Genomic DNA, 25,447 nt, shown 5'->3' with positions numbered 1-25,447 from the left:
GGGCGCGTCGACGCCTTTCAGGGGCTTACCGCGAGTAGGGGAACAGCCTTTAGGCCGGATTGCGGCGCGCGAGTTCCGGCTGCAACACGAGCCGATCGACACCCGCATAGCAGACGAAGTGCCGGTTGGTGGCGCGGCCGATGGCGCACAGGCCGACGCGCGTGGCCACCTCGTGGCCCATTTGCGTGATGCCGCTGCGCGAAACCACGATGGGCACACCCATTTGCGCCGACTTGATCACCATTTCGCTCGTGAGCCGGCCCGTCGTATAGAAGACGCGGTCGCCCGCCAGCGCGCCCGCCGGCTGCATGGCGCACCAGCCCGCTATGGTGTCGATGGCGTTATGGCGGCCCACGTCCTCGACGAAGCAGTGCATCGTGGCCTCGGTACCGCCCGGCTCGAGCGTGAACAGGGCACAGCCGTGCACGGAACCGGCCGACTTGTAGGTGCTCTCCTGGAGCCGGATGGCGTTGACCAGCGCGTAGAGCTGCGCCTGCGTCATGCGGGTGGGCGGCAGCCGGAGCTTGTCGATGTCGGCCATCAGGTCGCCGAACACGCTGCCCTGGCCGCAGCCGGTGGTCACCACCTTCTTTGCGGTGCGCTCTTCGATGCGGTCGATGCCGGCATGCGTTTTTACAGCGGCGGCGCCCACATCCCAATCCACCGTGACCGATTCGACGTCGCTCGCCGATTCGATGAGGCGCTGGTTCAGCAGGTAGCCCAGCACCAGCAGCTCGGGCTGGGCGCCGAGCGTCATCAGCGTGACCAGCTCGCGCCGGTCTACATACACTGTGAGATCGCGCTCGGCCGGAATGGACACGGTGCCATGGGCGCCATGCTCGTCGACGACCTCGACCTCGCGCGTGAGCGCGGCGCGGGCTTGAGTAAGACGTGGAAGCTGCAACGGCAAACGCGTCGTCACTGCGCCTTGGGCGTGGGATTGACGGTGGCGGCCGGCTGGTTGGTGCTGGGCGGCGATGCCGCCGTGGTGGCCGGCGAATGCGCACCCGAAGCCTCGAGGGGCTTGGCGTCTGCCGGGGGCGTGAATGCAAACGGACCCGGGTCGGCACAAGGCGGCGTTGCGACGGCAGTAGGCACCGGCTTGCCCGACGATGCCGCGCTCGTGCGGTATGCGGCGGCCACGCGGTCCTGCGCCAGGCAGAGCTTGTAGGCGTCGACCTTGCCGCTCCACGCGGTCTTGGCGGCGGCTTCGGCCGCCTTGATCTTGGCCTCGGGGGTGGCGGGGGGCGGCGGCAGCTTGGCCCATGCCATGGGCGCGGCCAGCGCGAGCACCAGTGCGGAAAGTTTCAACGGCACAGACAGCTTCTTCATGAGGACGTTCCTTCGGCGGGCCTTGGCGACCGCACTGCGACAGGTGCCGACGCATCGGCCGGGGCCGAGCGCTGTGCGGGGATCTTGCCCGCGGCAATGTCGTCGTACCAGAGTTCGTGGTGTTCCTTGGCCCAGGTCTCGTCGACGTAGCCGGTGCGCATGGCCTTGTAGGCGCCGGTCATGCCCAGGGTGCCGATGTAGATGTGGCCCATGATCATTGCCACCATCAGCAGCGTGGCAATGCCGTGGACCATGTGCGCCACCTGCATTTCGCCGCGGGTGTAGACAAAGCCCGGCAGCAGCTTGTCGAGGAAGAGCCCCGAGCCGATGACGAAGAGCCCCAGAAACAGCACGCCGCCCCAGAAGACCAGCTTCTCGCCCGCATTAAAGCGGTGCGAAGGCACTTCCTTGCCGCCGAAGAGGCCGCCGAAACGCGCAAGCCATTTCAGGTCCATGGCGCGCGGAATGTTGTCGCGGATGAAGGTGAACACCATGAACACCGTCGTCACCACGAAGAGCGGGCCGACAAAGTTATGGACGTTCTTGAGCGCGTAGGTAATCCAGCCGAACAGCGTCAAGCCCATCCACGGCAAGAGGAAGAATTTGCCGAAGGCCATCACGATGCCGGATATGGCGAGCGTGACGAATGCAATGGCGTTCGACCAGTGCGTGGCCCGCTCGAACGGCGTGAAGCGCTCGATCTTGCGGCCGGTTTCCTGGCCGTGCAGGCGAATGGGCCCGCGCGTGAAGTAGAAGATGGCCAGCGCCAGCAGCGTGACGAACAGCAGCGCCGCGCCATAGGGGATGATCCAGTCGTTGCGCACCTGGCGCCACGCTTCGCCGGCGTTGGTCAAGCGCGAGCCGGGGTACTGCACGAACGGCTGGATCAGGTTGCCGGCCTCGGGCGCCTCGCTTTTCGGCAGGCTGCTGTAGCCGGTAACGCCCTGCCCCACCTGGCGCCACATGGGCGCGTTGTTGCCGGGCTGCACCTTCATGCGCTCGCCGTTGGTCTGGTTCGGGTAGTTGGGGTCGGCACTCGCTTCGGGCTTGACCTCGAAGATGTTCTGGCTGCGGATGCCGCCTGCGGCGGGCGCCGGTGCGGCGGTAGCAGCAGGTGCCGGAGGTGCGGCCGTCGTTCCCGGCGCGGCCGGCGGCTGCGCCTGCGCAAACGCCGAACCCAGCGCGGCGGAAAGAACGAGAGCGGTCAGCGCTTGCTTCATGGGCTCTCCGTTCAGTTCTCTTTGTTGTATTCGTTCTGCCCGTTTTGCGCGCGGGTCTTGAGCTGCTGCTGCCAGGCGGTCTTGTCGCCGACCTTCCAGTCGGGCGCGGTGAACACCGTGCCGGCGTTCTCCTTGGTGCCGGTGCCGCTCCAGGGAACGGCGTCATGCTTCACGCCCTGCGCATTGGTCTGCGGCTTTTCGCCGCAGGCCGCCAGGCAGGTTGCGGCCAGCGCAACGCCCAGGATGGCGAGGCCCTGCCGCTTCACTTCTGCACCCCGTTCACCGGCGGCGTGCCGGCCTGCTGGGAGCCGTAGGCGGTGCCCCAGCCCCACACTTCGGCGCCCTTGCCGCGCTGGACGACTCGGGTGCGGAAGATGTCGGCCACCACGTCGCCGTCGCCGGCCAACAGAGCCTTGGTCGAGCACATCTCGGCGCAGGCCGGAAGCTTGCCTTCGGCCAGGCGGTTGCGGCCGTACTTTTCAAATTCGGCTTCGGAGCCATTGGCCTCGGGGCCGCCGGCGCAGAAGGTGCACTTGTCCATCTTGCCGCGCACGCCGAAGGTGCCTTGGGAGGGGAACTGCGGTGCGCCGAACGGGCAGGCGTACGAGCAATAACCGCAGCCGATGCACACGTCCTTGTCGTGCAGCACCACGCCTTCTTCGGTGCGGTAGAAGCATTGCACCGGGCACACGGCCATGCAGGGTGCGTCGGAGCAATGCATGCAGGCCACCGAGATCGACTTTTCGCCCGGCACCCCGTCGTTCAGCGTGACCACGCGGCGGCGGTTCACGCCCCACGGCACTTCGTTTTCGTTCTTGCAGGCAGTGACGCAGCCGTTGCATTCGATGCAGCGTTCCGAGTCACACACAAATTTCATTCGCGCCATGGTGCTTCCTTATGCCTTTTCCACATTGCAGACCGTGGTCTTGGTCTCTTGCATCATGGTCACGCTGTCGTAACCGTAAGTCGTGCCGGTGTTGATGGCTTCGCCGCGTACCACCGGCGCAGCGCCGGCCGGGTAATAGCCGAGCATGTCGGCGCCCTGCCAGCGGCCCGAGAAGTGGAACGGCATGAAGACCGTGTCGGGCCCCACGCGCTCGGTGACCAGGGCCTGCACATTGAGCTTTGCGCCGGTGGGCGTGTGCACCCAGGCGCGCTCGCCGTTGCGAATGCCCTTTTCTGCCGCGACCTTCGGGTTGATCTCGATGAACATCTCCTGCTGCAGTTCGGCAAGCCAGGGGTTCGAACGGGTTTCCTCGCCGCCGCCCTCGTACTCGACCAGGCGGCCGGAGGTCATGATGTACGGGAATTTCTCGTGCACCTTGTCCGCGATGTTCTTCTGCTGCACGGTCTTGTAGAGCGTGGGCAGGCGCCAGAAGGCCATCTTGTCGTCGTGCGTCGGGTACTTGGCCATGAGGTCGGGCCGGTTGCCGTACAGCGGTTCGCGGTGCTGCGGAATCGCATCCGGAAAGTTCCAGACCACTGCACGCGCCTTGGCGTTGCCGAACGGATGGCAGCCGTGGTTCTTCATGAACACGCGGATCATGCCGCCCGAGCTGTCGGTCTTCCAGTTCTTGCCTTCGGCCTTCGGCTTCTCGGCCTCGGTGAGCTCGTCCCACCAGCCCAGCTTCTTGAGCAGCACGTGGTCGAGCTCGGGGTAGCCGGTGGTGATGTCGGCGCCCACCGAATGGGAGCCGTCTTCGGCCAGCAGGTTCTTGCCGTCGCGCTCCACACCAAAGTTTGCACGGAAGTTGCCGCCGCCTTCCATCACGTGCTTGGACGTGTCGTAGAGGTTGGGCGAACCCGGGTGCTTGAGTTCAGGCGTGCCGTAGCAGGGCCACGGCAGGCCGAAGTAGTCGCCCGTGAGGTCGTAGCCGTTGACCTTGTCCTTCACGCCGGCCTTCACCTTGAGCGTGCGCACGTCGAACGCGCCCATGTTGCGCATGTGCGCCTGCAGGCGCTCGGGGCTCTGCCCGGTGTAGCCGACAGCCCAGCAGGTCTTGTTGATTTCGCGCAGGATGTCGTCGGGCAGGGGCTCGTCCATGCCCTTGACCTTCTGCATCTTGTAGTTCTTGCTCAGTTCCTTGCCAAAGCCCAGGCGGTCGGCGAACTGCTGCATGATCATGTGGTCGCTGCGGCTCTCCCACAGCGGCTCGATCACCTTCTCGCGCCACTGGATCGAGCGGTTCGACGCCGTGACGGAACCGCTGGTCTCGAACTGCGTGCATGCGGGCAGCAGGTAGACGGCGCGGTTGGGGTTCAGGTCTTCCGGCCGGCCGGGCATGGCGGCCATGGCCGCCGTTGCCGACGGGTACGGGTCGACCACCACCAGCAGGTCGAGCTTGTCCATGGCGCGCTTCATCTCGAGACCGCGGGTCTGCGAGTTGGGCGCGTGGCCCCAATAGAACACGCCGCGCAGGTTCGAGTCCTGGTCGATCAACTCGTTCTTCTCGAGCACGCCGTCGATCCAGCGCGACACAGTGATGCCGGGCTTGGTCATCATTGCGGGCGATGCGAAGCGGCCCTTGATCCAGTCGTAGTCGACGCCCCAGGTGGCGGCAAAGTGCCTCCACGAGCCTTCGACGATGCCGTAGTAGCCGGGCAGCGAATCGGGGTTGGGGCCCACGTCGGTGGCGCCCTGCACGTTGTCGTGGCCGCGGAAGATGTTGGTGCCGCCGCCCGACTTGCCCACGTTGCCGAGCGCCAGCTGCAGGATGCACGACGCGCGCACGATCGCATTGCCGATGGTGTGCTGCGTCTGGCCCATGCACCACACCACGGTGCCGGGGCGGTTTTCATTCAGCCAGGTGGCAACCTTGAGCACCTGCGCCTCTTTCACGCCGCAGGCTTCCTCGACCTTGTCCGGCGTCCACTTGGCCAGCACTTCCTCGCGCACTTTTTCCATGCCGAAGACGCGGTCGTTGATGTACTTCTTGTCTTCCCAGCCGTTCTTGAAGATGTGGTGCAGGATGCCGAAGAGAAAGGCGATGTCCGAGCCCGAGCGGATGCGCACGTACTCGTCGGCCTTGGCCGCCGTGCGCGTGAAGCGGGGGTCGACCACGATCATCTTGCAGCCGTGCTCCTTGGCGTGGAGCATGTGCAGCATGCTGACCGGGTGGGCCTCGGCCGCGTTGGAGCCGATGTACATGGCCACCTTGGCGCCGCGCATGTCGTTGTACGAATTGGTCATGGCGCCGTAGCCCCATGTGTTCGCAACGCCGGCAACGGTGGTCGAATGGCAGATGCGCGCCTGGTGGTCGCAGTTGTTGCTGCCCCAGAAGCTCACGAACTTGCGCAGCAGGTAAGACTGTTCGTTGCTGTGCTTGGACGAACCGATCCAGTAGACCGAATCGGGGCCGCTGGCCTGGCGCAGGTCTTTCAGCCTGGCGGTGATCTCGGTGAGTGCGGTGTCCCAGCTGATGCGCTCGTACTTGCCGTTGACCAGCTTCATCGGATAGCGCAGGCGGTACTCGCCATGGCCGTGCTCACGCAGCGCAGCACCCTTGGCGCAGTGCGCGCCCAGGTTGATCGGCGAATCGAACACCGGTTCCTGGCGCACCCATACGCCGTTTTCCACCACGGCGTCGGAGGCGCAGCCTACCGAGCAGTGGGAGCACACGGTGCGCTTGATTTCAACCTTGCCGGCGCCCACCGCGGTGGGCCGGGCATCGCCTGCCGCCTCGGCCTTGCGCATGAGCGTGAGCTGGCCTGCGGCCAGCCCGACGCCTACGCCAAGCCCGGAACGGCGCAAGAAGGCGCGCCGGTCCATCGTGGGCAGTGCGCCCGAAAGGCCGCGCCGCAGGCTGTGAATGAACGCAGAAGACTCGCGTTCCCCTTGCCGCGACGTGCTGGTCGCGGCGGTCGTTTTCTTGGTCAGCAACATCGTGGGTATCCGCTTCAGGCCGAAGCGGTCTTGTAGTAGTGCTTGACGTGTTCGCTGAGCGAATAGCCGCCGCCTTTTTCAGGCGCGGGCTTCAGCTCGGGAGCGGCAGCTTCGACGGCTGCGGGGGCCTCGGCCACCTTGGGGAGCACCGCGACTGCGGCGGCCGCGGCGCCTGCCGTGGCAGCGCCAAAAAAGAAACCTCGACGCGAGGCCGGCTTGATGCCGGCTGCTTGGCTGTCCTGCATGTGATCTCCAGGAGTGGCTGTGGGCAAATCAGATGTGAACTGATGGTTGTACATCTGGATACTAGTCTAGACCCTAATTTCTAACAATCGTATTTCTACGGAGCGCAGGAGCTCAGTCGAGCATGTCGAAACCCTGCACTTCGACTTCGGCAAAGGCGCGGGTAAAGCTGGCGAGCGAAGCATAGAAATGCGCCTTGGGATGCTGCGCGACCACGTCGCACAGGGTTGGCAGCCATGACTGCAGGTGCGCCGCAAAAAATGCCTGCTGCTGCGCCAGGTTGGACACCGCCGCGTCGTCGCCCGCAATCAGGTAGCGCATCACTTCGAACAGGCACGCGACGTGGTCTTCGCTTTCGGACACGGCCTCGTCCCGCGCAAGCCCAAGCCGCGCCAGGTCGGTGCGCAGTTGCGCCAGCGGCTTGTCGTTGAGAAAGCCGCTCAGGTAGTGCGAGCCGAACAGGTAGACCTCGGGCTTGCCCATGCCGCCGAAGAGCGCGTCGTATTCGGCATGCACCGCGGCGGCATCGGTGCCGCGCGCCGTGCCGACCAACTGGCGCCAGGGCTCCTCGAGAAAAGCGCCGGCGGCCGGCGCCTCGGTGGGCGCGACGCTGAAGGCGCCGAGCAGTTCGGCATCGGGCGCCGCATACCAGAGCCGCGCAAGCAGGCCATAGACCTCGGCACGCGCAATCTCCTCGTCAAGCGCGGAGGAAATTGGAGAACCTTCGTGCTTCGCACTGCGGTGCGAGCTCGTTTGGGGCGGCCCGGCACTTCGCTCATGGGGGGGAAACTGGCTCATAGCTGCGTGATCTTCATTTCGTTCTGCGCGCTGTACAGGTCGATGACCCGGCAGTCGCTGCACATCTTGAGCCGCTCGAGCGCCTCGCCCTGGAACATGGCGTGGCCCGCCAGTTTGCCGAGCATCGCTTCGATGGCTTTCTGCGTGCCGAAGGGTTTGCTGCAGCGGATGCAGGCCCAGGGCTTGGCCTCGTTGAGCACCACGGGCTGCTTGCGCTCGGGCGCGGCCAAGAGGCGCGGCACGAGCGCAATCGCGTTCTCGGGGCAGGTGGTTTCGCACAGGCCGCACTGCACGCAGTTCTTTTCGATGAAGCGCAGCTGCGGTGCGTTCTGGTTGTCTTGCAGCGCGCTGGCAGGGCAGGCGCTTACGCAGGCCAGGCAGAGCGTGCAGGTGTCCTTGTTGACGGTGATCGCGCCAAAGGGAGAACCGGCGGGCAGCGGAATCTCAAGCGCCGGGGCGAGCGACGCAGCCGCATCGCTCGACGGCGCCGAAAGCACAGGCGCCTCGGCCATCAGGTGGTCGAGCGTCATCTCCAGCGTGCCGCGCTTTTCCCCGCCAACGGCAAAGCGTGCTGCGGTCCCCGGCACGCGCTGTCGCGTGGCGCGCAGGCCGGCCAGGGCCGCGTCCAGCGCGGCCGGCGTGGCGGCCTCGATGAGGTGGAAATGCGTTCCGGTGTAGCCCAGGCCCGTGAGCAGCGCCTGCGCAACGGCCATCTGCCTTTTCAGCGCATCGATGTATTGCGGCGCTTCTTCGCCGGTGGAAAGCACCGCCACCTGTGCGGCACCGAAGGCTACGGCGCTGAGCCAGAGATCGATGCCGGTGCTTGCGACATGCATCAGCGCCACGGGCAGCACATGCGCAGGCACCCCGGCCAAGCCGTCGCGCTTGCCGCGGCCCAGCTGCGCGGCGCGGCCCAGCTGCTCGACGAGTGCCTGCCCACCCTCTTCGTTGTGCAGCAGCACCGCGGCATCGCGGCCGCCGGCCCCGGTGTAGGTGGACAACAGCGCGCGAAGCTTTCGGCCCTGGTCGGGCGTGCGCGGATAGGTGTAGCCCAGGGCGCCGGTCGGGCACACGGTGGTGCAGGCGCCGCATCCCACGCAAAGCTGCGGATTGACGACGATGCGCTGGCGTTCCTTGTCGCTTGAAATGGCATGCGCCGAGCACACTTCGACGCACGCGTTGCAGCCCACCACCTCATTGCGGCTGTGGGCGCAGAGCTTCTGCTTGTAGTCGAAGAACTTGGGCTTCTCGAACTCGCCCACCATTTCGCGCAGGCGCAGCAGGGTCGAGAGGCCTTCGGCATGCGCGAGGCCGCCCGCCAGGTGGAAATATCCTTGCGGCGGCGCATGCCAGTCGATCAATGCATTTGCGCCCAGGTCGAGCACCAGGTCGAAATCCGCATCGAGCGCCTCGGGCGCGCGGCTGAAGTTGATGGCACCGGCCACGGCACAGGCTTTTTCGCAGTCGCGGTGCGAGCCGCATTTCGCCATGTCAATCTGGTAGTCGAGCCCGATCGCCTGGTCGGGGCAAGCACCGAGGCAGGCGTTGCAGCGCGTGCACAGGTCGAGGTCGATGGGGTTGTCCCGCGTCCAGCGCAGCGAGAACTTGCCCAGCCAGCCTGTGAGCGAGCCGATGCGCCCTGCCATCACGGGCCAGCGGCGCTCCTGTCCGCCGCCGGCGGCGCCCGGGCCGGTGGAAAAGATGGAGACCTGCAGCGAATCCGCCACCAGGGCCGCGGCCTTCTCGGCCTGGTCGAGCGGGCCGACGACGAGCAGGCGGCCCTGGCTCACGTAGCTCACGGTGGAAACCGGCTCGGGTTCGGGCAGGTGGGCCAGCGCCAGCAAGGCGGTAATCTTGGGGCTGGCGTTCTTCGCGTCGCGGCTCCAGCCGCCGGTTTCGCGGATGTTCACGAAGCGGATCGGCGAGGTCGCGCCTTCGGTCTGCGCGGCCAGCTCAGTAAACAGCTTGCGCTCTTGCGTGCAGGCAACCACCACGTCGTCGCCCGAACGGATGGCGCGCTGGAAAGCGGGCGCCTCGCGGCGGCACAGGGTGGAGTGAAGGGGCAGCGACTCAGCCAGCGCCGCGCCGAGCGTCTTCGGCTCGAGCGGCATCGTCTGGTTGCAGTCGCAGATCAGCGTTGTGGTCATCGGTCTTCTGGCTTGCGGGCTGCACATCGGCAACCTGCTGGCTGGGGAGGGTGTCTCCCGGGTGCTCTGACTGTGCCACGTTGGTGGGCGCAGCGTCTTGCGGGGTTTCCGCTGATTTTCCGGCAGCTTCCTGCGCGTTCTTTTCTTCTTGCTCCTCGTCGTCGAACAGTTTCAGGAACTTGGCGCTGGCCATCTGCCGCAGCACGTTGTCCGGAATGGGCGTCGACTCCGAGTAGTCGTCTATATAGGTGTCCATGCCGTCCATCACATTGAACTGCGGGTCGGCAAAGAGCTTCCTGAAGGCGGTGTTTTTTACCTCGGGCGCCACGTTTTTGCCGACGAAGGGCCGGAAGTCGGACTCGGGCGTGAGCGCCTGGGCGTCGGCCAGCGTGGGCTGGGGGATTTCGGGCGGGTTTTCGGCCGGAAGGCCGGCCGCCGCGTCGGCCGCGGCGGGCACGGGCACGGCGGTTCCGGCAACCGCATCCGCCGGCTTTTCGGCCTCTTGCGCAACAGCGGGAGCTGGCACCTCTTCGCGGGCCTCCTTCTTGCGCCGCGACCACCGGTCGAAGAAATTCTCAGGCATCGCCCGCTCCGCGTCCGCGCTTTTTCTCGGTCGACACACTGGCCGCATTGCCGAAGCGGTCGACCAACGGGCGGAAACTTTCGGGCCGCTTGCGGCGCTTGGGCTCTATCACGTAGTGCGCCTGCACAAAGTCGCGCATCCACTCGATCACCTCTTCGGGCGCGGGTACCTGCTCCACGGTTTCCTGCGCGTCGAGCCAGCGGCCGGCCTCGTTGTAGCTGAGGCTCACCACCACCGGCCGGGCCAATGGCTCGTCGGCAACGGTGGGCTCTTCTTCCATGCGCCACAGCACAAACCAGCAGGGCGCGGGCGTGGTGGCGTTCAGGTGGTAACCCTCGACGTCGTCGCGGAACAGTTCGGTCTTGAAGCCCGGGTGCAGCCAGCGCTGCGCGCTCTCGCTTGCTTCGAGCAGGCGCGGCTCGGTGCCGAATCCCGGCTGGTCGGGCCCGACGCTTTCAAGAATCCAGCGCCAGGATTGCCAACGGTTGTCGATGCGCTCGCGGCGCATCACGACGGCAACGTCAATCGAAGGATTCATGCGGCAATCGTAGCGCCGCTGCACGGCGCATCCGGTTTGAGGGTCATCCGCGCTGGCCCACCGGCCCTGCCCTGCTCAAACGCCCGGCGCGCCCTGCATCAGCAGGCCGCGCAGCTTGCGGTGCAGGGGCGTGGCCTCGGCAGCCGGCACGCCGCCCGCTTCGCGCAGCGCAATGTCGCGGCTTTCGGCATTGTGCAGGTCGATCTCGCGCACCACGCGCCCGTTGTCGTAAACGAAGGCCACGTCGGCCAGCGCCAGCACGTCTTCGATGTCGTGCGTGATCATCAGCACCGGAATGCCCCATTGGCGGCGCACCTGGGCCAACTCGCTCCGCAGTTCGCTGCGCAGCATGGGGTTGAGCGCGGCAAAGGGCTCGTCGAGCAGCAGCACCTGCGGCTGGCAGGCCAGCGCGCGGGCCAGCGCCACGCGCTGCTGCTGCCCGCCCGAAAGCTTCTGCGGACGGCTGTCGGCCAGCGCCGCCAGGCCAAAGCCTTCGAGCAGCGACTGCACCATTTCAGCCTCACGCGGCGGCAGCTTGCGCCGGTGCCATGCGGTCAGGCCGAAGGCTACGTTCTCGCGCACCGACAGGTGCGGAAACAGCGCGTAGTTCTGGAACAGGTAGCCGATGCGCCGCTCCGGCGTGGGCACCTCGATGCCGCGCGCGGAGTCGTAGAGCGTGCGGCCGTCGAGCCGCACATGGCCTTCGGAAGCCCGCAGCAGGCCTGCAATGGCTTGCAAGGTGAGCGTCTTGCCCGCGCCCGAGGGACCGTAGAGCGCGGCAAACGGCACGTCGGTCGCAAAGCGCGCCGCCAGGTCGAAGCGGCGCGCGCCGTCGGTGACCGTGAGTTTCAGGTCGACGTCGATCATGGCCTGGTGAACCCGTAGCGCGCGAAGACTTCGCGCGCGGCATCGCTGGAAAGAAAGGCGATGAAGTCCGCGCCCAAGGCCTTCTGCCTGCTGTCGGCCACCACGGCGGCCGGATAAGTCACGGGCGCGTGGCCGGCGGGAGCGAATGCAACCTTGATCTTGCCGCCCATCAGGGCTGCGTCGGTGCGGTAGACAAAACCCGCCTCGACCTCGCCGCGGGCCACGTAGTCGAGCACCTGGCGCACGCTGTCGGCCTGCACGAACTTGGGCTCGAGCACGCTCCAGAGCCCCGCGCCTTCGAGCACCTGCCGCGTGTAGCGGCCGACCGGCACGGTGGCGGTCTTGCCGACCGCGATCTTGCGGACACCCGCGCCGGCGAGGTCCTGCAGCGACTTCACGCCGGCCGCATCCCTGAGCGGCTCGACCAACACCAGGCTGTTGCCCGCGAAGTTCCGGCGCGTGTCCGTGTCGATGAGCTTCTGCGCGGCAGCGCGGTCCATGGTTTCCTGATCGGCGCTTGCGAACACGTCGACCGGCGCGCCCTGCCCGATCTGCTGCAGCAGCACACCCGAAGCCGCAAAGTTGAAACGCACCGCGGCACCCGGCCTCGCGGCTTCGAACTTCAGCCCGAGCTCCTTGAACGCATCCGTCAGGCTGGCGGCGGCGGAAACGGTGATCTGCTGCGCCGCAGCGCCCAACGGCAACGCCATGGCCAGGAGAAAGGTAAGGAGGCGGAGCGGGCGCATGTGGTTTCCGGGTTGGGAAGGGGCTGCTCAGCGCAGCGAAAAGAAGCGGTTCGACAGCACCAGCACCGTGACCGACAGCAGCGAGGTCACCGCCACCAGCAGCAATGCAAGGTCGTCGTTGCCGGCCTGCGCGGCGTCGTAGATGGCCATCGAGAGCGTCTGGGTCTGCTTGGGAATGGAACCCGCCACCATGAGCGAGGCGCCGAATTCACCCATGGCCCGTGCAAATGCGAGCAGCGTGCCGGCCAGGATGCCCGGCCAGGCCAGCGGTAGCGTGACCCGCACGAACACCGAGAACGGCGACTGGCGCAGCGTGCTGGCAGCGGCTTCGAGCGAGCGGTCCACGCCCGCAAATGCGGCGCTGGCCGACTTCAACACCAGCGGCAGCGCCACCACGGCAGACGCGACGACGGCACCGTGCCAGCTGAAGATGATGCTGTAGTCCAGGTGCTCGCGCAGCCAGCCGCCCAGCGGGCTGCGCCGCCCTGCCGCCACCAAAATGGCGTAGCCGATGACCGTGGGCGGCAGCACCAGCGGCAGCATGCACACGGCTTCGAGCACCGAGCGGCCCGGAAAACGCTTGCGCGCGAACACCCAGCCGAGCCCCACGCCGGCGAGGAGCGCCAGCAGGGTCGCGACCGAGGCCACCTTGAGCGACAGCACCAGCGGAAACCAGTCGGTCGAGGCGATGAGGGCGTTCGTCGTATTCATGAAGATACAACGTAATTGTTGCACGAACGCCCCTCCCCCTCGACGAGGCCTCTACTGAGGGTATGGGAAGACGACGCCGATATCCTTCCGGATACAGCGCCGGAGAGCGAATCAGGGCGCGAGCAGGCGCGTCAGTGCGCGGACGTCCGCCGCCGTGGCCAGGCGGGCGGCATTCTCGATGGCCCGGTAGTGCTTGACGATTTCTTCACCGACGGGCGTAAGCGCGGTGCCGCCGCCGCGCGAGCCGCCGGCCGCGGTGTTCACGGCTGGGGAACTGAGGGCGTTGTTCATCTCGTCGATGAGCATCCAAGCTCGCCGGTACGACATGCCCAGCTTTCGCGCCGCGGCCGAGATCGAGCCCGTCTCCGCCACGGCTTCCAGCACGTCGATCTTGCCGGGGCCGAAGGCGATGCTGTCGTCCCTGTAGATGCGAAGGCGGAACTGGACTCTGGTTTTCATGCCGGTGGTGGTGAGCGGTGCGAGGGCGGTGGAATGCAAAGGTTAAACCATGCCCACGCTCCGCCCCCGAGCGCTTCAATCCACCGTCGCCAGCACACCTGAACCGGTCCCGTACCCGGCCGCCGCCATCGGCTGGCCGCCGCGCGAAATGCGCACTGCGCAGTACTTGAATTCCGGAATCTTGCCCATCGGGTCGAGCGCGGCGTTGGTCATCAGGTTGGCGGCCGCCTCGTAGTAGGCAAAGGGTACGAACACCGCGCCGCTCGGCGTGCCGTCGTCGCGCCGCACGTGGATGGCCACTTCGCCGCGCCGCGACTGCACCGTGATCACGTCGCCGGCCTGGAGCCCCAGCTTCAGCAGGTCGGCCTGGTTCATCGAGGCGGTCGCCATGGGCTCCAGTGCGTCGAGCACCGTGGCGCGGCGCGTCATGCTGCCGGTGTGCCAGTGCTCCAGCTGCCGGCCCGTGATGAGCACGAACGGGTATTCGGCATCGGGCCGCTCGTTGGCCGGAATGATGTCGGCCGGCACCAGCTTCACGCGGCCGTCGGCGGTCGGGAAGTCGTCGATGAACACGGTCGGCTGGCCCGGGTCTTCCTCGCTCAGGCAGGGGTAGGTCACGCTCGAATCGCGCTGCAGCCGCTCCCAGCTGATGCCGCTGATCACCGCATGCATGGCCTGGCGCATTTCCTCGTAGACCGCGGCCACGCCGGACTCTTCGCCCTGGTAGTTCCATTGCAGGCCCATGCCCTGGGCAATCTGCTGGATGATCCAGAGATCGGACCGCGCATCGCCCGGCGGGTTGAGCGCGCGCTTGCCCAACTGCACCATGCGGTCGGTGTTGCTCACTGTGCCGGTCTTCTCGGGCCAGGCGCTCGCGGGCAGCACCACGTCGGCGAGCCACGCGGTCTCGGTCATGAAGATGTCTTGCACCACCAGGTGCTCCAGGCTCGCGAGCGCATGGCGTGCATGGTTCAGGTCGGGGTCGCTCATGGCCGGGTTCTCGCCCATGATGTACATGCCGCGCACCTTGTGCGGATCGGTGTCGGGCGCGAGCGCCTTGTGCATGATCTCGACCACGGTGTAGCCCGGCGTTGCGTCCAGCGGCGTGCCCCAGAAGTTCTCGAACCACGCATGCACCGCCGGGTTGTCGACGCGCTGGTAGTTGGGGAACATCATCGGGATCAGGCCCGCGTCGCTCGCGCCCTGCACGTTGTTCTGGCCACGCAGCGGATGCAGGCCCGAGCCCGGCTTGCCGATTTGCCCGGTCACGGTGGCCAGCGCAATGAGGCAGCGCGCGTTGTCGGTGCCGTGCACGTGCTGGCTCACGCCCATGCCCCAGAGAATCATCGAGCCCTTGGCGGTGGCAAAGGCGCGCGCCACTTCGCGCAGCGTTTCGGCCGGCACGCCGCAGATGGGTGCCATCGCCTCGGGGCTGTAGCCCTTCACGTTCTCGCGCAGCGCCTCGTAGTTGCTGGCGCGCGTGCGCACAAACTCCTGGTCGACCAGGCCTTCGTCGATCACGGCATGGATGAGCGCGTTGAGCATGGCTACATCGGTGTCGGCCTTGAACTGCAGCGTGCGCCAGGCATGGCGGCTGATGTCGGTGCGGCGCGGGTCGGCCAGCACGATCTTCGCGCCGCGCTGCGCGGCGTTCTTCATCCAGGTGGCGGCCACCGGATGATTGGCCGTGGGGTTGGAGCCGATGACGAAGATCAGCCCCGCATGCTCCACGTCGTTGACCTGGTTGCTCACCGCACCCGAGCCCACGCCTTCGAGCAGCGCGGCCACGCTCGATGCGTGGCACAGGCGCGTGCAGTGGTCGATGTTGTTGCTGCCAAAGCCGGTGCGCACGAGCTTCTGGAACAGGTAGGCCTCTTCGTTGCTGCCCTTGGCCGAGCCAAAGCCCGCGAGCGACTTGGCACCGTAGGTGTCGCGCAGGCCCGAGAGCTTGCCGGTGGTGAGCGCGAGCGCTTCTTCCCAGGTGGCCTCGCGGAAATACTCGCTCCAGTCGTCCGGACGCGGCGTATCGCCGAAGTCCTTCGGCGCACCGGCCTTGCGGATCAGCGGCTTGGTCAGGCGCTGCGGATGGTGCGCGTAGTCGAAGCCGAAGCGGCCCTTCACGCACAGGCGGTTGTGGTTGGCCGGTCCGTCGCGGCCGTCGACGCTGACGATCTTCTCGTCCTTCACGTTGTAGGTCACCAGGCAGCCCACGCCGCAGAACGGGCACACCGAGTCGACCTTGCGATCGACCTCCTGCGAGCCGATGTGGCTCTTGGGCATGAGCGCGCCCGTGGGGCAGGCCTGAACGCATTCGCCGCAGGCCACGCAGGTGCTGTCGCCCATCGGGTCGTCCAGGTCGAACACGATCTTGCTGTCCGCGCCGCGCATCGCGTAACCGATGACGTCGTTGACCTGTTCTTCGCGACAGGCGCGCACGCAGCGGTTGCACTGGATGCAGGCGTCCAGGTTGACGGCCATGGCCGGGTGCGAAATGTCGGTCTTGGGCTGCTCGCGGCGCAGCGCCTTGAGTTCGGGCCGCACCGCAATGTCGAGCTTTTTTGCCCAGGCGCTGAGCTCGCCGTGCTGCTGGGTGGCGTCGTCGCCAATCCATTTGTAGCCCTGGTCGGGCATGTCGGACAGCAGCATCTCGACCACCATCTTCTGGCTTTTGAGTGCGCGCTCGCTGGTGGCCTTCACTTCCATGCCGGCCGTCACGTTGCGGCAGCAGCTGGGTGCCAGCGTTCGCTCGCCCCTCACCTCGACCACGCAGGCGCGGCAATTGCCGTCGGGGCGGTAGCCGTCCTTGAAGCACAGGTGGGGAATCTCCACGCCGTGGCGCTCGGCCGCCTTGTAGATGGTTTCGCCGTCGAAGGCCTGGATCGGTTGCCCGTCGAGGGTGAATTCGATGGTTTGCGGCATGAGCTCCGCGAGCTTGGACGGGGCGTTCATGTCAGACCGCCCGCCGGGCCGCCCCAAGGGCGGTCTGCGCCCCCACGGGGGGCAGTGAATACACGCAGTGATGAACGTGGGGGCTCATGCGATTTCCTCCGGGAAATATTGCTGGATGCAGCGAATCGGGTTGGGGGCCGCCTGTCCGAGTCCGCAAATTGAAGCGTCGCCCATGACCTGCGCCAGGTCTTCGAGCGTGGTGTTGTCCCACGTGGGGGCCTGCATCAGCGCCGCGGCCTTGGCGGTGCCGACGCGGCATGGCGTGCACTGGCCGCAGCTTTCGTGCTCGAAGAATCGCATCACGTTCAGCGCGGCATCGCGTGCGCGGTCATGCTGGCTCAGCACCATCACGGCGGCCGATCCGATGAAGCAGCCGTAGGGCTGCAGCGTGTCGAAGTCGAGCGGAATGTCGTTCATTCGCGCCGGCAGAATGCCGCCCGACGCGCCGCCCGGCAGGTAGGCATACAGCGAGTGGCCGTCGAGCATGCCGCCGCAGTATTCGTCGATGAGCTCCTGCACGGTGATGCCCGCCGGGGCGAGCTTGACGCCCGGGTGCTTCACCCGGCCGCTCACGCTGAAGCTGCGCAGCCCCTTGCGGCCGTTGCGACCGAAGCCGCTGAACCAGGCCGCGCCTTTCTCGACGATGTCGCGCACCCAGTAGAGGGTTTCGAAGTTGTGCTCCAGCGTCGGACGGCCGAAGAGGCCCACCTGCGCGATGTACGGCGGGCGCATGCGCGGTTCGCCGCGCTTCCCTTCGATGCTTTCGATCATGGCCGACTCTTCGCCGCAGATATAAGCACCCGCGCCGCGCCGAAGCTCGATGCGCGGCAGTGCGCACGGCGGGTCGGCCTGAAGCCGGGCCAGCTCTCTTTCGAGCAATGCGCGGCAGTCGTGGTATTCGTCGCGCAGGTAGATGTAGCACTGCTCGATGCCGACGATCTGCGCCGCCACCACCAGGCCTTCGAGAAAGCGGTGCGGATCGCGCTCGAGGTACGTGCGGTCCTTGAAGGTGCCGGGTTCGCCCTCGTCGATGTTCACCGCCATGAGCCGGGGCGCGGGCTGGTCGCGCACGATGCGCCACTTGCGCCCGGCCGGAAAGCCCGCGCCGCCCAGGCCGCGCAGGCCCGAGTCTTCCATCGTCTTGATGATGGCCTCGGCGTCCTGCTTTCCGTTGACCAGTGCCGACGCAAGGGCGTAACCACCGTTCGCGCGGTAGGTGGCGTAGTCGGTGAACGCCGGCATGCGCTCGATGGCGCCGGGCGGCGGCGAGACGCTTTTCAGCGCGAACTCAGCCGCGTCGAAATACGCGACCGTGGCTTCATCGGGGTCGGACTTCAAGGCCTGCAGCACCTTGGCAGTCGTCGCGAGCGGCACGGCCTGGCGGTCGACGACCACCGCGGGGGCCTGCTCGCAGCGCCCGACGCAGGGCGCCGCAATCACGCGCACATCGTCGCCGTCGACGCCCAGCAGTTCGGGTAGCCGCGCCAGCAGATCCTTGGCGCCCGCCAGTTCGCAGGCCAGGCCGTCGCACACGCGCACGGTAAGGCCCGGTGCCGTTTCGTCGCCGCGCACCACCTCGAAGTGGTGATAGAAGGTCGCGACCTCGTACACCTCGGCCATGGGAATGTTCATCTCCCGCGCCAGCGCCACCAGGTGGCGGTCATGCAGGCAGCGAAAAGCGTCGTTCAGCTTGTGCAGGTGCTCGATGAGCAGGTCGCGCCGGTGGCCCTCTGCGGGTCGGGCACCGATGAGCGTGCGCACTTCGAGCAGCGCCGCTTCGTCTGGCTGCCGGCCCTTGAGCTTGCTCTTGCGGCGGATGCGCTCGCGCATTTCGTCGGCGGTCGCAAGCGGCACGATGGTGTGCGTCGGGGCCGCCTTGGCTGTCGCGCGGGTCGTGGCTGGGTGGTTGTTCACTGCCTGGGCCTTTTCTCGATGTCTCGGAACTGCCCCCAATGCTTGAGGGCTGACCGAGTGTGTGGGGCGGCCCAGGGCCCGTCAAATTCGATCGGAGCATCGATCGATTCAATAACTAAATGGTGCGCGGGGCTCCTGGCGCCCGCGCCGGCTGGCCGGTTACTCGCCGAGCGCGCCGCTGTGCAGCCGCACCTGCTCGCGCCAGGCCGGCGTTTGCAGGAAAACCAGGGCGGCATCGAGCGCCCGCGAGGGGCGCACGCCGGTCTGGGTCATGAATCCGAGCGGCGTTTTCACCTCCGGCCCCACGAGCGGCAGGGCCTCCAGCTCGCGGTAGCTGCGCACGGCCGCGACCATGGCGCCGGGCAGCACGCTGCTCACGGTGCCCGCGAGCACGGCCAAGGCAAGGGTAAGTACCGAGTTGGTCTCGATGGCCGGCGCCACGGCCGTGTCGGCTTCGCGCAACGCCTGGTCGATGATGGAGCGGTTGTGCATGTCGGGCGTAAGCAGGCACAGCGGCAGCTTGCCGGCATCGGCCCACGACATCGGCTGGCCGATGCGCAGCCGGTCGGCCGAGGGCCGCTCGGCGCGTCGCAAGAGGTAGTAGTGCTCCACGCTCTGCGGCCAGGCCGTGAGCTTGATGCCCGGCAGGTGCATGCGTTCGGTGTAGCCGAGCGCGAGATCGACCGAAAGGCTCTCGAGCCCCGTTTCCAGCTCTTGCGAACTCATCGACAGCACGGCCGGCACGATGCCCGGGTGCAGCTCATGCAGCATGGCCGCAAAGCGCGACAGCATCGGAATGGCAGTAGGCACCGCCGCCATGCGCAGCCGCCCGCGGGGCTGGCCCTCTTCGCTGCGCAACTCTTGCAGCAGCACCTCGTTGTCGCGCAGCATGCGCTGCGCGGTGGCCAGCACCCGCTCGCCTTCGTGCGTGAGGCCCACGTACACGCGACCCCGCTTCACGATGACCACGCCGAACTCGCTTTCAAGCGAGCGCAGCGCGTTGGAGAGCGCCGGCTGCGTGATGTGGCAGGCTTGCGCCGCGCGCCCGAAATGCTTGTGCTCGCTCAGCGCCACCAGGTAGCGCATCGAAGCCAGCAGATTCACTTCGCCTGCTCCGGCACGCGTTCAATGAGGCTGGGCGGGCGCACCATGCGTCAGGTGTTCTTGCTGATCGAGATGGTCGGGAACTTCGAGGAGAAGTCCTTGGCCTTCTCGGCAATGCCCACGGCCACTTGCCGGGCCACGGCCTTGTAGATGCCAGCCACTTCGCCGTCCGGGTCGGCCACCACGGTGGGCTTGCCGCTGTCGGCCTGCAGGCGGATGTTGATGTCCAGCGGCAACGCGCCGAGGTATTCCATCTCGTACTGCGCGGCCATCTTCTTGCCGCCTTCGGAGCCGAAGATGTGCTCGACATGGCCGCAGTTGGAGCAGATGTGCACCGCCATGTTTTCCACGATGCCCAGGATCGGCACGCCGACCTTCTCGAACATCTTGATGCCCTTCTTGGCATCGAGCAGTGCGATGTCCTGCGGCGTGGTGACGATCACCGCGCCGGTCATGGGCACGCGCTGGCTCAGCGTGAGCTGGATGTCGCCGGTGCCGGGCGGCATGTCGACGATCAGGTAGTCGAGGTCTTTCCAGTTGGTCTGGCGCAGCAGCTGCTCCAGCGCCTGGGTGGCCATGGGGCCGCGCCAGATCATGGCCTCGTCCTGGTCCACCAGGAAACCGATCGACATGACCTGCACGCCGTGGTTCTCCAGCGGCTCCATGGTCTTGCCGTCTTCGCTCTCGGGGCGGCCTTCGATGCCCAGCATCATCGGCTGGCTGGGGCCGTAGATGTCGGCGTCGAGCAGGCCCACGGCGGCGCCTTCGGCCGCCAGCGCCAGCGCCAGGTTGGCAGCCGTGGTGCTCTTGCCCACGCCGCCCTTGCCGGACGCCACCGCAATGATGTTCTTGACGTTGGGCATCAGCTGCACGCCGCGCTGCACCGCATGGCTGATGACCTTGGTGACGATGTTGACGGACACGTTGCTCACGCCCGGCACCGTCTTGGCCGCCGCCACCAGCGCCTTGCGCAGCGCTGCGTGCTGGCTCTTGGCCGGATAGCCGAGCTCGAGGTCGAACGACACGTCGCCGTCTGATATCTGCAGGTTCTTGAGCGAGCGCGTCGCCACGAAGTCCTTGCCGGTGTTCGGGTCCTGGACGGCCTTGAGCGCGTCCATGAGCCCTTCTGGGGTGAGTGCCATTGATCTAACTCCTGAATGGCGGGTAGTCTAGTGGCTCGCCCGGCGCCTCCGCGCACTTCGTGCGGCTTCGCCTTCCTGCACCAGGGGACAACGCGGAGTGCAAGCCCCTTTTCAACAGACGACAGCAACAAGAAGATGCCCGAGACACCCCCCGCCACCGGTCTCCTGCTCACCGGAGGCGGCGCCCGGGCTGCCTACCAGGTCGGCGTGCTCGAAGCCATTTCCGAAATTCGGCGAACCGCCGGTTTCGCAGGCCAGCCCAATCCCTTCCCCGTGATCACCGGCACTTCGGCCGGCGCCATCAACGCCGCCGCGCTGGCTTGCGGCGCCGACGATTTCGACGGAGTGGTCGCGCACATTGCGCAGGTCTGGCGCGGTTTTCATGCCGGGCAGGTCTACCGGGCCGATTCGCTCTCGGTGCTCGGCAGCGGCACGCGCTGGCGCATGCTGCTCGGGCTGGGGCGATTTGCCGCCAACTGGATGCGCATCAAGCCTCGCTCCCTGCTCGACAACGCGCCGCTGGCCGACCTGCTGGCCCGCATGGTGCCGCTGGACCGGCTGCCGCAACTCATGCAGCAAGGCCACCTGCGCGCGCTGGCCGTGACGGCGTCGAGCTACAGCTCGGGCGAGCACGTCACCTTCTTCGAAGCCGCCGCGCCGATGGAACCGTGGGTGCGCTCGCAACGGCTTTCCGTGCGTGACCGCATCAGCCATGCGCACCTGCTGGCCTCGTCGGCCATTCCCTTCGTGTTTCCGGCCACGGCGCTGCCGATGCAGGGGCATACCGAATATTTCGGCGACGGCTCGATGCGGCAGTCGGCACCCATTGCCGCTGCAATTCACCTGGGCGCCCAGCGCATCCTGGTGATTGGCGCGGGCCGCATGCACGAGCCGCGCGACACCGACGCGCCCAATACCTACAGCGGCTATCCCACCATGGCGCAGATCGCGGGCCATGCGCTGTCGAGCATCTTTCTGGATGCACTGGCGGTGGACATCGAACGGCTGCGGCGCATCAACCACACGCTCGGCCTCATCCCCGAAGAAGCGCGCAAGTCGAGCTCGCTGCGCCCGCTCGATCTGCTGGTGATTTCTCCGTCGGAGCGGCTCGACGTGATTGCGGCGCGCCATGTCGACGCGCTGCCCGGCGCGGTGCGCCACCTGCTCGGTGGCTCCAAGGTTGCGGCCGACGTGAAGGGCGGCGCGCTTGCGAGCTACCTGCTGTTCGAGTCGGCCTACACGCGCGAGCTGATGGCGCTCGGGCGGGCCGATGCGATGCGGCAGCAGGATGAAGTGCTGCGGTTCTTTGGGTGGAATGCCGCCGCCTGAGGCAGGTCAGTCGCGTCATCGCCATCCTCAAAAAAAAGCCGGCTAGCCGTTCACCGCCCGCACGATCGCTTCTTCCACAGGGCAACGCACCTTCGGCGGAGCTTCGAGGTCAAACGGTTGCGCGGGCAGCAGCGGCGGCTGGGCCATGAAACGCGGCCGCGTGCCGCGGTGCGGCTGGGCCGAATGCACCAGGAACGGATGGCACAGGTACACGGTGCCCGCCGCCCCCGTCGCCAGCACCTCGGGCCGCCCGGCGGACTCGGCAAAACCGTTGCGCGCCAGTTCACCGAGCGACAGGCCTTCCTCGCCCGCGGGCATCAGCATTCGGGCGATGTCGGCATGCGAACCGGCGCGAATGCGCGTGGGCGCGTCGTCCTCGCCCACATCCGAAAACAGGAAGAGCATCAGCAGCGCCCGCCCCTTGGAGCGAAGGTTCGCGCGCCATGACATGAAGTCCGGGTTCTCCAACCCGAAGCTCACGTCGATGTGCCAGCCGGCATCGCCCGGATCTTCGGCCGAGGGAAAGCGCACGGGAAAGGTGCCCATGCTGCGGCACGGCTGCCACCGGCCGGGGCCGACGAGCAGGTTGAAGGCCTCGTGCAGGAGCGGTGTATTGGCGGCCTCGACGAAAGGCTGCTGCGGGTACATGCCAAGCCTGATGACGGGCTTGGTCCATGTGGACGGATCGTTGGCGTCGCACCCAGTGTCTCGCCAAAGGATGGCGCGCGCCTCGGCCGCGAGCTCGCGCGAGAAGGCGTTGTCGACCCGCAGGAAGCCGTCGCGAATGAACGCTTCGGAGCGCATGTCGTTTACCGGAAAAATCGAATGTTCAGGCATATCGGTGGATCGATCGAGGCCGAAAAACAAAAGATATCCGCGAGGCGCCACGCCATTCGCCGGCTAGCCCGCCTCGGAAATCCCGAGCTCCGAGCACACCCGCCTCACCAGCGCCTTCAGCGACGCAAGCTCGGCCTCGAGCCGCGCCACATTGGCCTTGAGCGCTGCGAGCTCGCCGAGCGACGCATCGTGCGGCGCGTAGGCACCATCGGCCGAAGCGCCGCCAGGTCCGGCGACCTCTTCCGCCGGCGCACCGCTCAGCAGATGCGCCCAGCGGCTTTCGCGCGCACCGGGCAGGCGCGCGAGCTTGACGACCAGCGCGCCGGCCGGCCGTTCAGCGAGTTCGTCGAGAAAGCCCTCGACCGAAGAGATGTCGGCAAAGTTGTGCATGCGGTCGCATGCAATGCGCAGCTCGCCGGCCGTTTGCGGGCCGCGCAGCATCAGCACGGTGAGCAGAATGACCGACTGCGACGGAATGCGCAGCACGCGGTCGATGTTGTGCTCGTAGCGGAAGGCGCGGCCACCGCTGGTTTCCGCCACCAGGCTGTAGCCCTTCAGGCTGTCGATGGCGGCCTGCACCTGCGCCTCGCTCAGGTCGAGCACAGGGTTGCGGCTGGTCTTCTGGTTGCAGCCCGAAACCAGCGAATTGAGCGTGAGCGGATAGCTGTCGGGCACGGTGCGTTGCTTTTCGGCCAGCACGCCGAGCACGCGGGTTTCGACAAGCGAAAGAATGGGTAGGGCCTGGGTCATGACTCGGAAATTCTGAATGAAAACGTTGGCGGCAAAGGCCGGCTCAGGGTGCGGTCACGCCGAATATCGGACCCAGCTCCCGCGTGAGATCGCTGCGCCGCAGCGCAAGCGAATACAGGGCCGACACGGTGCCGTCGAGGTAGAGCGCATCGCGGCAATGCAGCACGTCGCGAAAGTAGAGCGCGAACTCGTAGAAGTTCACCGGCTGCTCGCTGATCACGAAAATTGCGGTATGGCCCGACACACCCACGCCGTTGCGGATCTTGCGCGAGTCCGAATGTGGAATGAAGGCCGGATGCACCACGCCGTGGCGCAGCAGCAGCGGGCCCGATTGGGTCGCCAGCCGAACACCGCTCTTCGAAAGCGCCGGATACTCCGACGATTCGACCACGCGCGGCCCGGCATCGGACACCAGGAAAACGCCGTTCGGCTTGAGAAAGAAGTTGCCCGCGCCCCCCGACAGGTTGAGCGGCGAAATCTCGCGTCCCTCCTGCACCAGCAGGCCGACGGGCGAAAAGTCGGCGTGGTACATGCCGGCATTCATCGCGAACAGCAGTTGCCGGTTGCGCCCCGCAAGCCAGGCTTCGAGGCGCTCGAGGCTCTTGAACTCGATGCCGGTGTCGTCGCGCAGGAACAGCTCGAGCCGTTCCTTGCGCAGGTCGACCCTGACGACGGTGTAGCGCGGCGGATCTTCCGCGGCGGCTGCAGTGGCGGCCATGCCGGCGGCGCTGGCCACGCCGGCCGCGCAGAGCGCCAGCAGGAGCAGCAGCTTTCTCATGAAGTAATGGGAAGCCGCCTCCGCTTCAGCCGTTCTGGATGCGGCTGACCAGCGCCTTGGTGAACGCCGCCGTGTTGGCGGTGCCGCCGAGGTCGCCGGTGCGCACCTTGTCGATGTTGAGCGTGTCGTCGATGGCCTTGCGCAGGCGCGTGGCCAGGTCGGGCAGCTTGACGTGCTCGAGCATCAGCGCGGCGGCCAGCAGCAGCGCGGTCGGATTGGCAATGCCCTTGCCTGCGATGTCGGGCGCGGAGCCGTGCACGGCCTCGAAGATCGCAGCATCGGCGCCGATATTGGCGCCCGGTGCCATGCCCAGGCCGCCGACCAGACCGGCGACCAGGTCGGAGAGGATGTCGCCGAACAGGTTGGTGGTCACCAGCATGTCGAACTGCCACGGGTTGAGCACCAGCTTCATTGCGCACGCGTCGACGATGATCGAGTCGAGCTCGAACTTGCCCTTGTACTTTCTCTCGTACAGGTCGAGGCCCGTCTCCAGGAACAGGCCGGTCAGCACCTTCATGATGTTGGCCTTGTGGACCAGCGTGACCTTCTTGCGGCCCGTGGCAATGGCGGTCTCGAAGGCGTACTCGAGCAGGCGAAGGCAGCCCTGGCGCGTATTGATGCCGGTGGCCATGCCCACGGCGTGCGGGTCTCCGTCGATGCGCACATAGTGCTCGTGGCCGATGTAGAGGCCCTCGAGGTTTTCGCGCACGACCATCAGGTCGATCTTGTCGAAACGGCCGCCCGGAACAATGGTGCGGGCGGGGCGCAGGTTGGCATACAGCTGGAATTCTTCGCGCAGGCGCACGTTCGACGAGCGGTAGCCGCCGCCCGACGGGGTTTCGAGCGGGCCCTTGAGGGCCAGGCGGGTGCGGCGGATGCTGTCCAGCGTGGCCTGGGGCAGCGGATCGCCCGAGGCCTTGACGCCGCCGAGGCCGGCAATCTGGCGGTCCCACTCGAACGGGGCCTTCAGCGCATCGAAAGCGGCCAACGTGGCGTCGACGATTTCGGGGCCGATGCCATCGCCGGGGATCAGGGTTGCGGGAATGGGGGTGGTCATCGGAAAAACTCGCTTTCTGTGTATCTATCTTGTATATCTCTTCGCCATATCAGGGGGAGC

Annotated in this window: 24 protein-coding genes; 1 reads left to right on the top strand and 23 read right to left on the bottom strand. The window is 66.8% G+C overall.

The features are described 5' to 3' along the window. Window positions 1-49 precede the first annotated feature (49 nt). The 19 genes from QHG62_RS14020 to apbC all read right to left on the bottom strand — a co-directional run bounded on the left by QHG62_RS14020 (window position 50) and on the right by apbC (window position 20,636). A complete protein-coding gene (locus QHG62_RS14020) occupies window positions 50-922 on the bottom strand; it encodes a formate dehydrogenase accessory sulfurtransferase FdhD (RefSeq protein ID WP_281151430.1) in 873 nt (290 codons plus the stop codon). Further along, window positions 919-1,332: a hypothetical protein gene (locus QHG62_RS14015; protein ID WP_281151428.1), complete on the bottom strand. Its 414-nt coding sequence runs from the start codon at window positions 1,330-1,332 to the stop codon at window positions 919-921. The genes QHG62_RS14020 and QHG62_RS14015 overlap by 4 nt, the downstream gene beginning before the upstream one ends. After that, window positions 1,329-2,552 carry a formate dehydrogenase subunit gamma gene (locus QHG62_RS14010; RefSeq protein WP_281151427.1) on the bottom strand — a complete coding sequence of 408 codons (1,224 nt, stop codon included), beginning with the start codon at window positions 2,550-2,552 and terminating at the stop codon, window positions 1,329-1,331. Before QHG62_RS14010 ends, QHG62_RS14015 begins: the two co-directional genes overlap by 4 nt. Window positions 2,553-2,563: 11 nt before the next feature. After that, window positions 2,564-2,818 (bottom strand): hypothetical protein, encoded by a 255-nt coding sequence (locus QHG62_RS14005; RefSeq protein ID WP_281151426.1) that lies wholly within the window; start codon window positions 2,816-2,818, stop codon window positions 2,564-2,566. Further along, window positions 2,815-3,438: a formate dehydrogenase FDH3 subunit beta gene (gene fdh3B / locus QHG62_RS14000; protein WP_281151424.1), complete on the bottom strand. Its 624-nt coding sequence runs from the start codon at window positions 3,436-3,438 to the stop codon at window positions 2,815-2,817. Before fdh3B ends, QHG62_RS14005 begins: the two co-directional genes overlap by 4 nt. Before the next feature lie 9 nt (window positions 3,439-3,447). Next, window positions 3,448-6,435 (bottom strand): formate dehydrogenase subunit alpha, encoded by a 2,988-nt coding sequence (locus QHG62_RS13995; RefSeq protein WP_281151422.1) that lies wholly within the window; start codon window positions 6,433-6,435, stop codon window positions 3,448-3,450. A 14-nt stretch (window positions 6,436-6,449) separates the two neighbouring features. Continuing rightward, window positions 6,450-6,680 carry a formate dehydrogenase gene (locus QHG62_RS13990; protein WP_281151421.1) on the bottom strand — a complete coding sequence of 77 codons (231 nt, stop codon included), beginning with the start codon at window positions 6,678-6,680 and terminating at the stop codon, window positions 6,450-6,452. Window positions 6,681-6,792: 112 nt separating this feature from the next. Continuing rightward, on the bottom strand, window positions 6,793-7,476 hold the full coding sequence (locus QHG62_RS13985) for a TorD/DmsD family molecular chaperone (RefSeq protein ID WP_281151420.1): 684 nt from the start codon (window positions 7,474-7,476) through the stop codon (window positions 6,793-6,795). Next, entirely contained in the window at window positions 7,473-9,623 is a 2,151-nt protein-coding gene (locus tag QHG62_RS13980; RefSeq protein ID WP_281151418.1) for a 4Fe-4S dicluster domain-containing protein, read from the bottom strand. The genes QHG62_RS13985 and QHG62_RS13980 overlap by 4 nt, the downstream gene beginning before the upstream one ends. Beyond that, on the bottom strand, window positions 9,547-10,206 hold the full coding sequence (locus tag QHG62_RS13975; RefSeq protein WP_281151417.1) for a DUF3306 domain-containing protein: 660 nt from the start codon (window positions 10,204-10,206) through the stop codon (window positions 9,547-9,549). Before QHG62_RS13975 ends, QHG62_RS13980 begins: the two co-directional genes overlap by 77 nt. Further along, complete coding sequence (locus QHG62_RS13970; protein WP_281151416.1) at window positions 10,199-10,744, bottom strand: DUF3305 domain-containing protein; 546 nt, start codon at window positions 10,742-10,744, stop codon at window positions 10,199-10,201. Before QHG62_RS13970 ends, QHG62_RS13975 begins: the two co-directional genes overlap by 8 nt. A 75-nt stretch (window positions 10,745-10,819) precedes the next feature. Beyond that, window positions 10,820-11,611, bottom strand: a complete 792-nt coding sequence (locus tag QHG62_RS13965; RefSeq protein ID WP_281151415.1) for an ABC transporter ATP-binding protein — start codon at window positions 11,609-11,611, stop codon at window positions 10,820-10,822. Next, on the bottom strand, window positions 11,608-12,357 hold the full coding sequence (gene modA, locus QHG62_RS13960; protein WP_281151414.1) for a molybdate ABC transporter substrate-binding protein: 750 nt from the start codon (window positions 12,355-12,357) through the stop codon (window positions 11,608-11,610). The genes QHG62_RS13965 and modA overlap by 4 nt, the downstream gene beginning before the upstream one ends. Before the next feature lie 27 nt (window positions 12,358-12,384). Further along, complete coding sequence (gene modB / locus QHG62_RS13955; RefSeq protein WP_281151413.1) at window positions 12,385-13,068, bottom strand: molybdate ABC transporter permease subunit; 684 nt, start codon at window positions 13,066-13,068, stop codon at window positions 12,385-12,387. Window positions 13,069-13,179: 111 nt separating this feature from the next. Then, a complete protein-coding gene (locus tag QHG62_RS13950) occupies window positions 13,180-13,527 on the bottom strand; it encodes a winged helix-turn-helix domain-containing protein (protein ID WP_157615313.1) in 348 nt (115 codons plus the stop codon). Window positions 13,528-13,602: 75 nt separating this feature from the next. After that, window positions 13,603-16,476, bottom strand: a complete 2,874-nt coding sequence (gene fdhF / locus QHG62_RS13945) for a formate dehydrogenase subunit alpha (RefSeq protein WP_281151412.1) — start codon at window positions 16,474-16,476, stop codon at window positions 13,603-13,605. Window positions 16,477-16,560: 84 nt separating this feature from the next. Further along, window positions 16,561-18,306: an NAD(P)H-dependent oxidoreductase subunit E gene (locus tag QHG62_RS13940; protein ID WP_281151637.1), complete on the bottom strand. Its 1,746-nt coding sequence runs from the start codon at window positions 18,304-18,306 to the stop codon at window positions 16,561-16,563. A gap of 243 nt (window positions 18,307-18,549) precedes the next feature. Further along, window positions 18,550-19,494, bottom strand: coding sequence for a LysR substrate-binding domain-containing protein (locus QHG62_RS13935; protein WP_157615319.1), 945 nt, complete (start codon window positions 19,492-19,494; stop codon window positions 18,550-18,552). A 50-nt stretch (window positions 19,495-19,544) separates the two neighbouring features. Beyond that, a complete protein-coding gene (apbC, locus tag QHG62_RS13930) occupies window positions 19,545-20,636 on the bottom strand; it encodes an iron-sulfur cluster carrier protein ApbC (RefSeq protein ID WP_157615321.1) in 1,092 nt (363 codons plus the stop codon). Between the two features lie 135 nt (window positions 20,637-20,771). Between apbC and QHG62_RS13925 the strand changes: the two genes are divergently transcribed. After that, window positions 20,772-21,965 (top strand): patatin-like phospholipase family protein, encoded by a 1,194-nt coding sequence (locus QHG62_RS13925; RefSeq protein ID WP_281151411.1) that lies wholly within the window; start codon window positions 20,772-20,774, stop codon window positions 21,963-21,965. Between the two features lie 42 nt (window positions 21,966-22,007). Here QHG62_RS13925 and QHG62_RS13920 read toward each other — a convergent pair whose 3' ends face one another. The 4 genes from QHG62_RS13920 to QHG62_RS13905 form a co-directional block, all read right to left on the bottom strand. Then, the gene (locus tag QHG62_RS13920) at window positions 22,008-22,769 is read right to left on the bottom strand and encodes a phytanoyl-CoA dioxygenase family protein (RefSeq protein WP_281151410.1); all 762 of its coding nucleotides are present in this window, start codon (window positions 22,767-22,769) and stop codon (window positions 22,008-22,010) included. Between the two features lie 96 nt (window positions 22,770-22,865). Beyond that, window positions 22,866-23,552 (bottom strand): YceH family protein, encoded by a 687-nt coding sequence (locus QHG62_RS13915; RefSeq protein ID WP_281151409.1) that lies wholly within the window; start codon window positions 23,550-23,552, stop codon window positions 22,866-22,868. A 43-nt stretch (window positions 23,553-23,595) separates the two neighbouring features. Next, a complete protein-coding gene (locus QHG62_RS13910) occupies window positions 23,596-24,330 on the bottom strand; it encodes a phosphodiester glycosidase family protein (RefSeq protein ID WP_281151408.1) in 735 nt (244 codons plus the stop codon). Window positions 24,331-24,355: 25 nt separating this feature from the next. Further along, window positions 24,356-25,387, bottom strand: a complete 1,032-nt coding sequence (locus QHG62_RS13905) for an isocitrate/isopropylmalate dehydrogenase family protein (protein ID WP_126748415.1) — start codon at window positions 25,385-25,387, stop codon at window positions 24,356-24,358. Window positions 25,388-25,447: the final 60 nt, after the last annotated feature.

The organism is Variovorax paradoxus (assembly GCF_029919115.1).
GTDB lineage: Bacteria > Pseudomonadota > Gammaproteobacteria > Burkholderiales > Burkholderiaceae_C > Variovorax > Variovorax paradoxus_O.
This window is presented reverse-complemented; position numbering and strand designations above follow the sequence as displayed.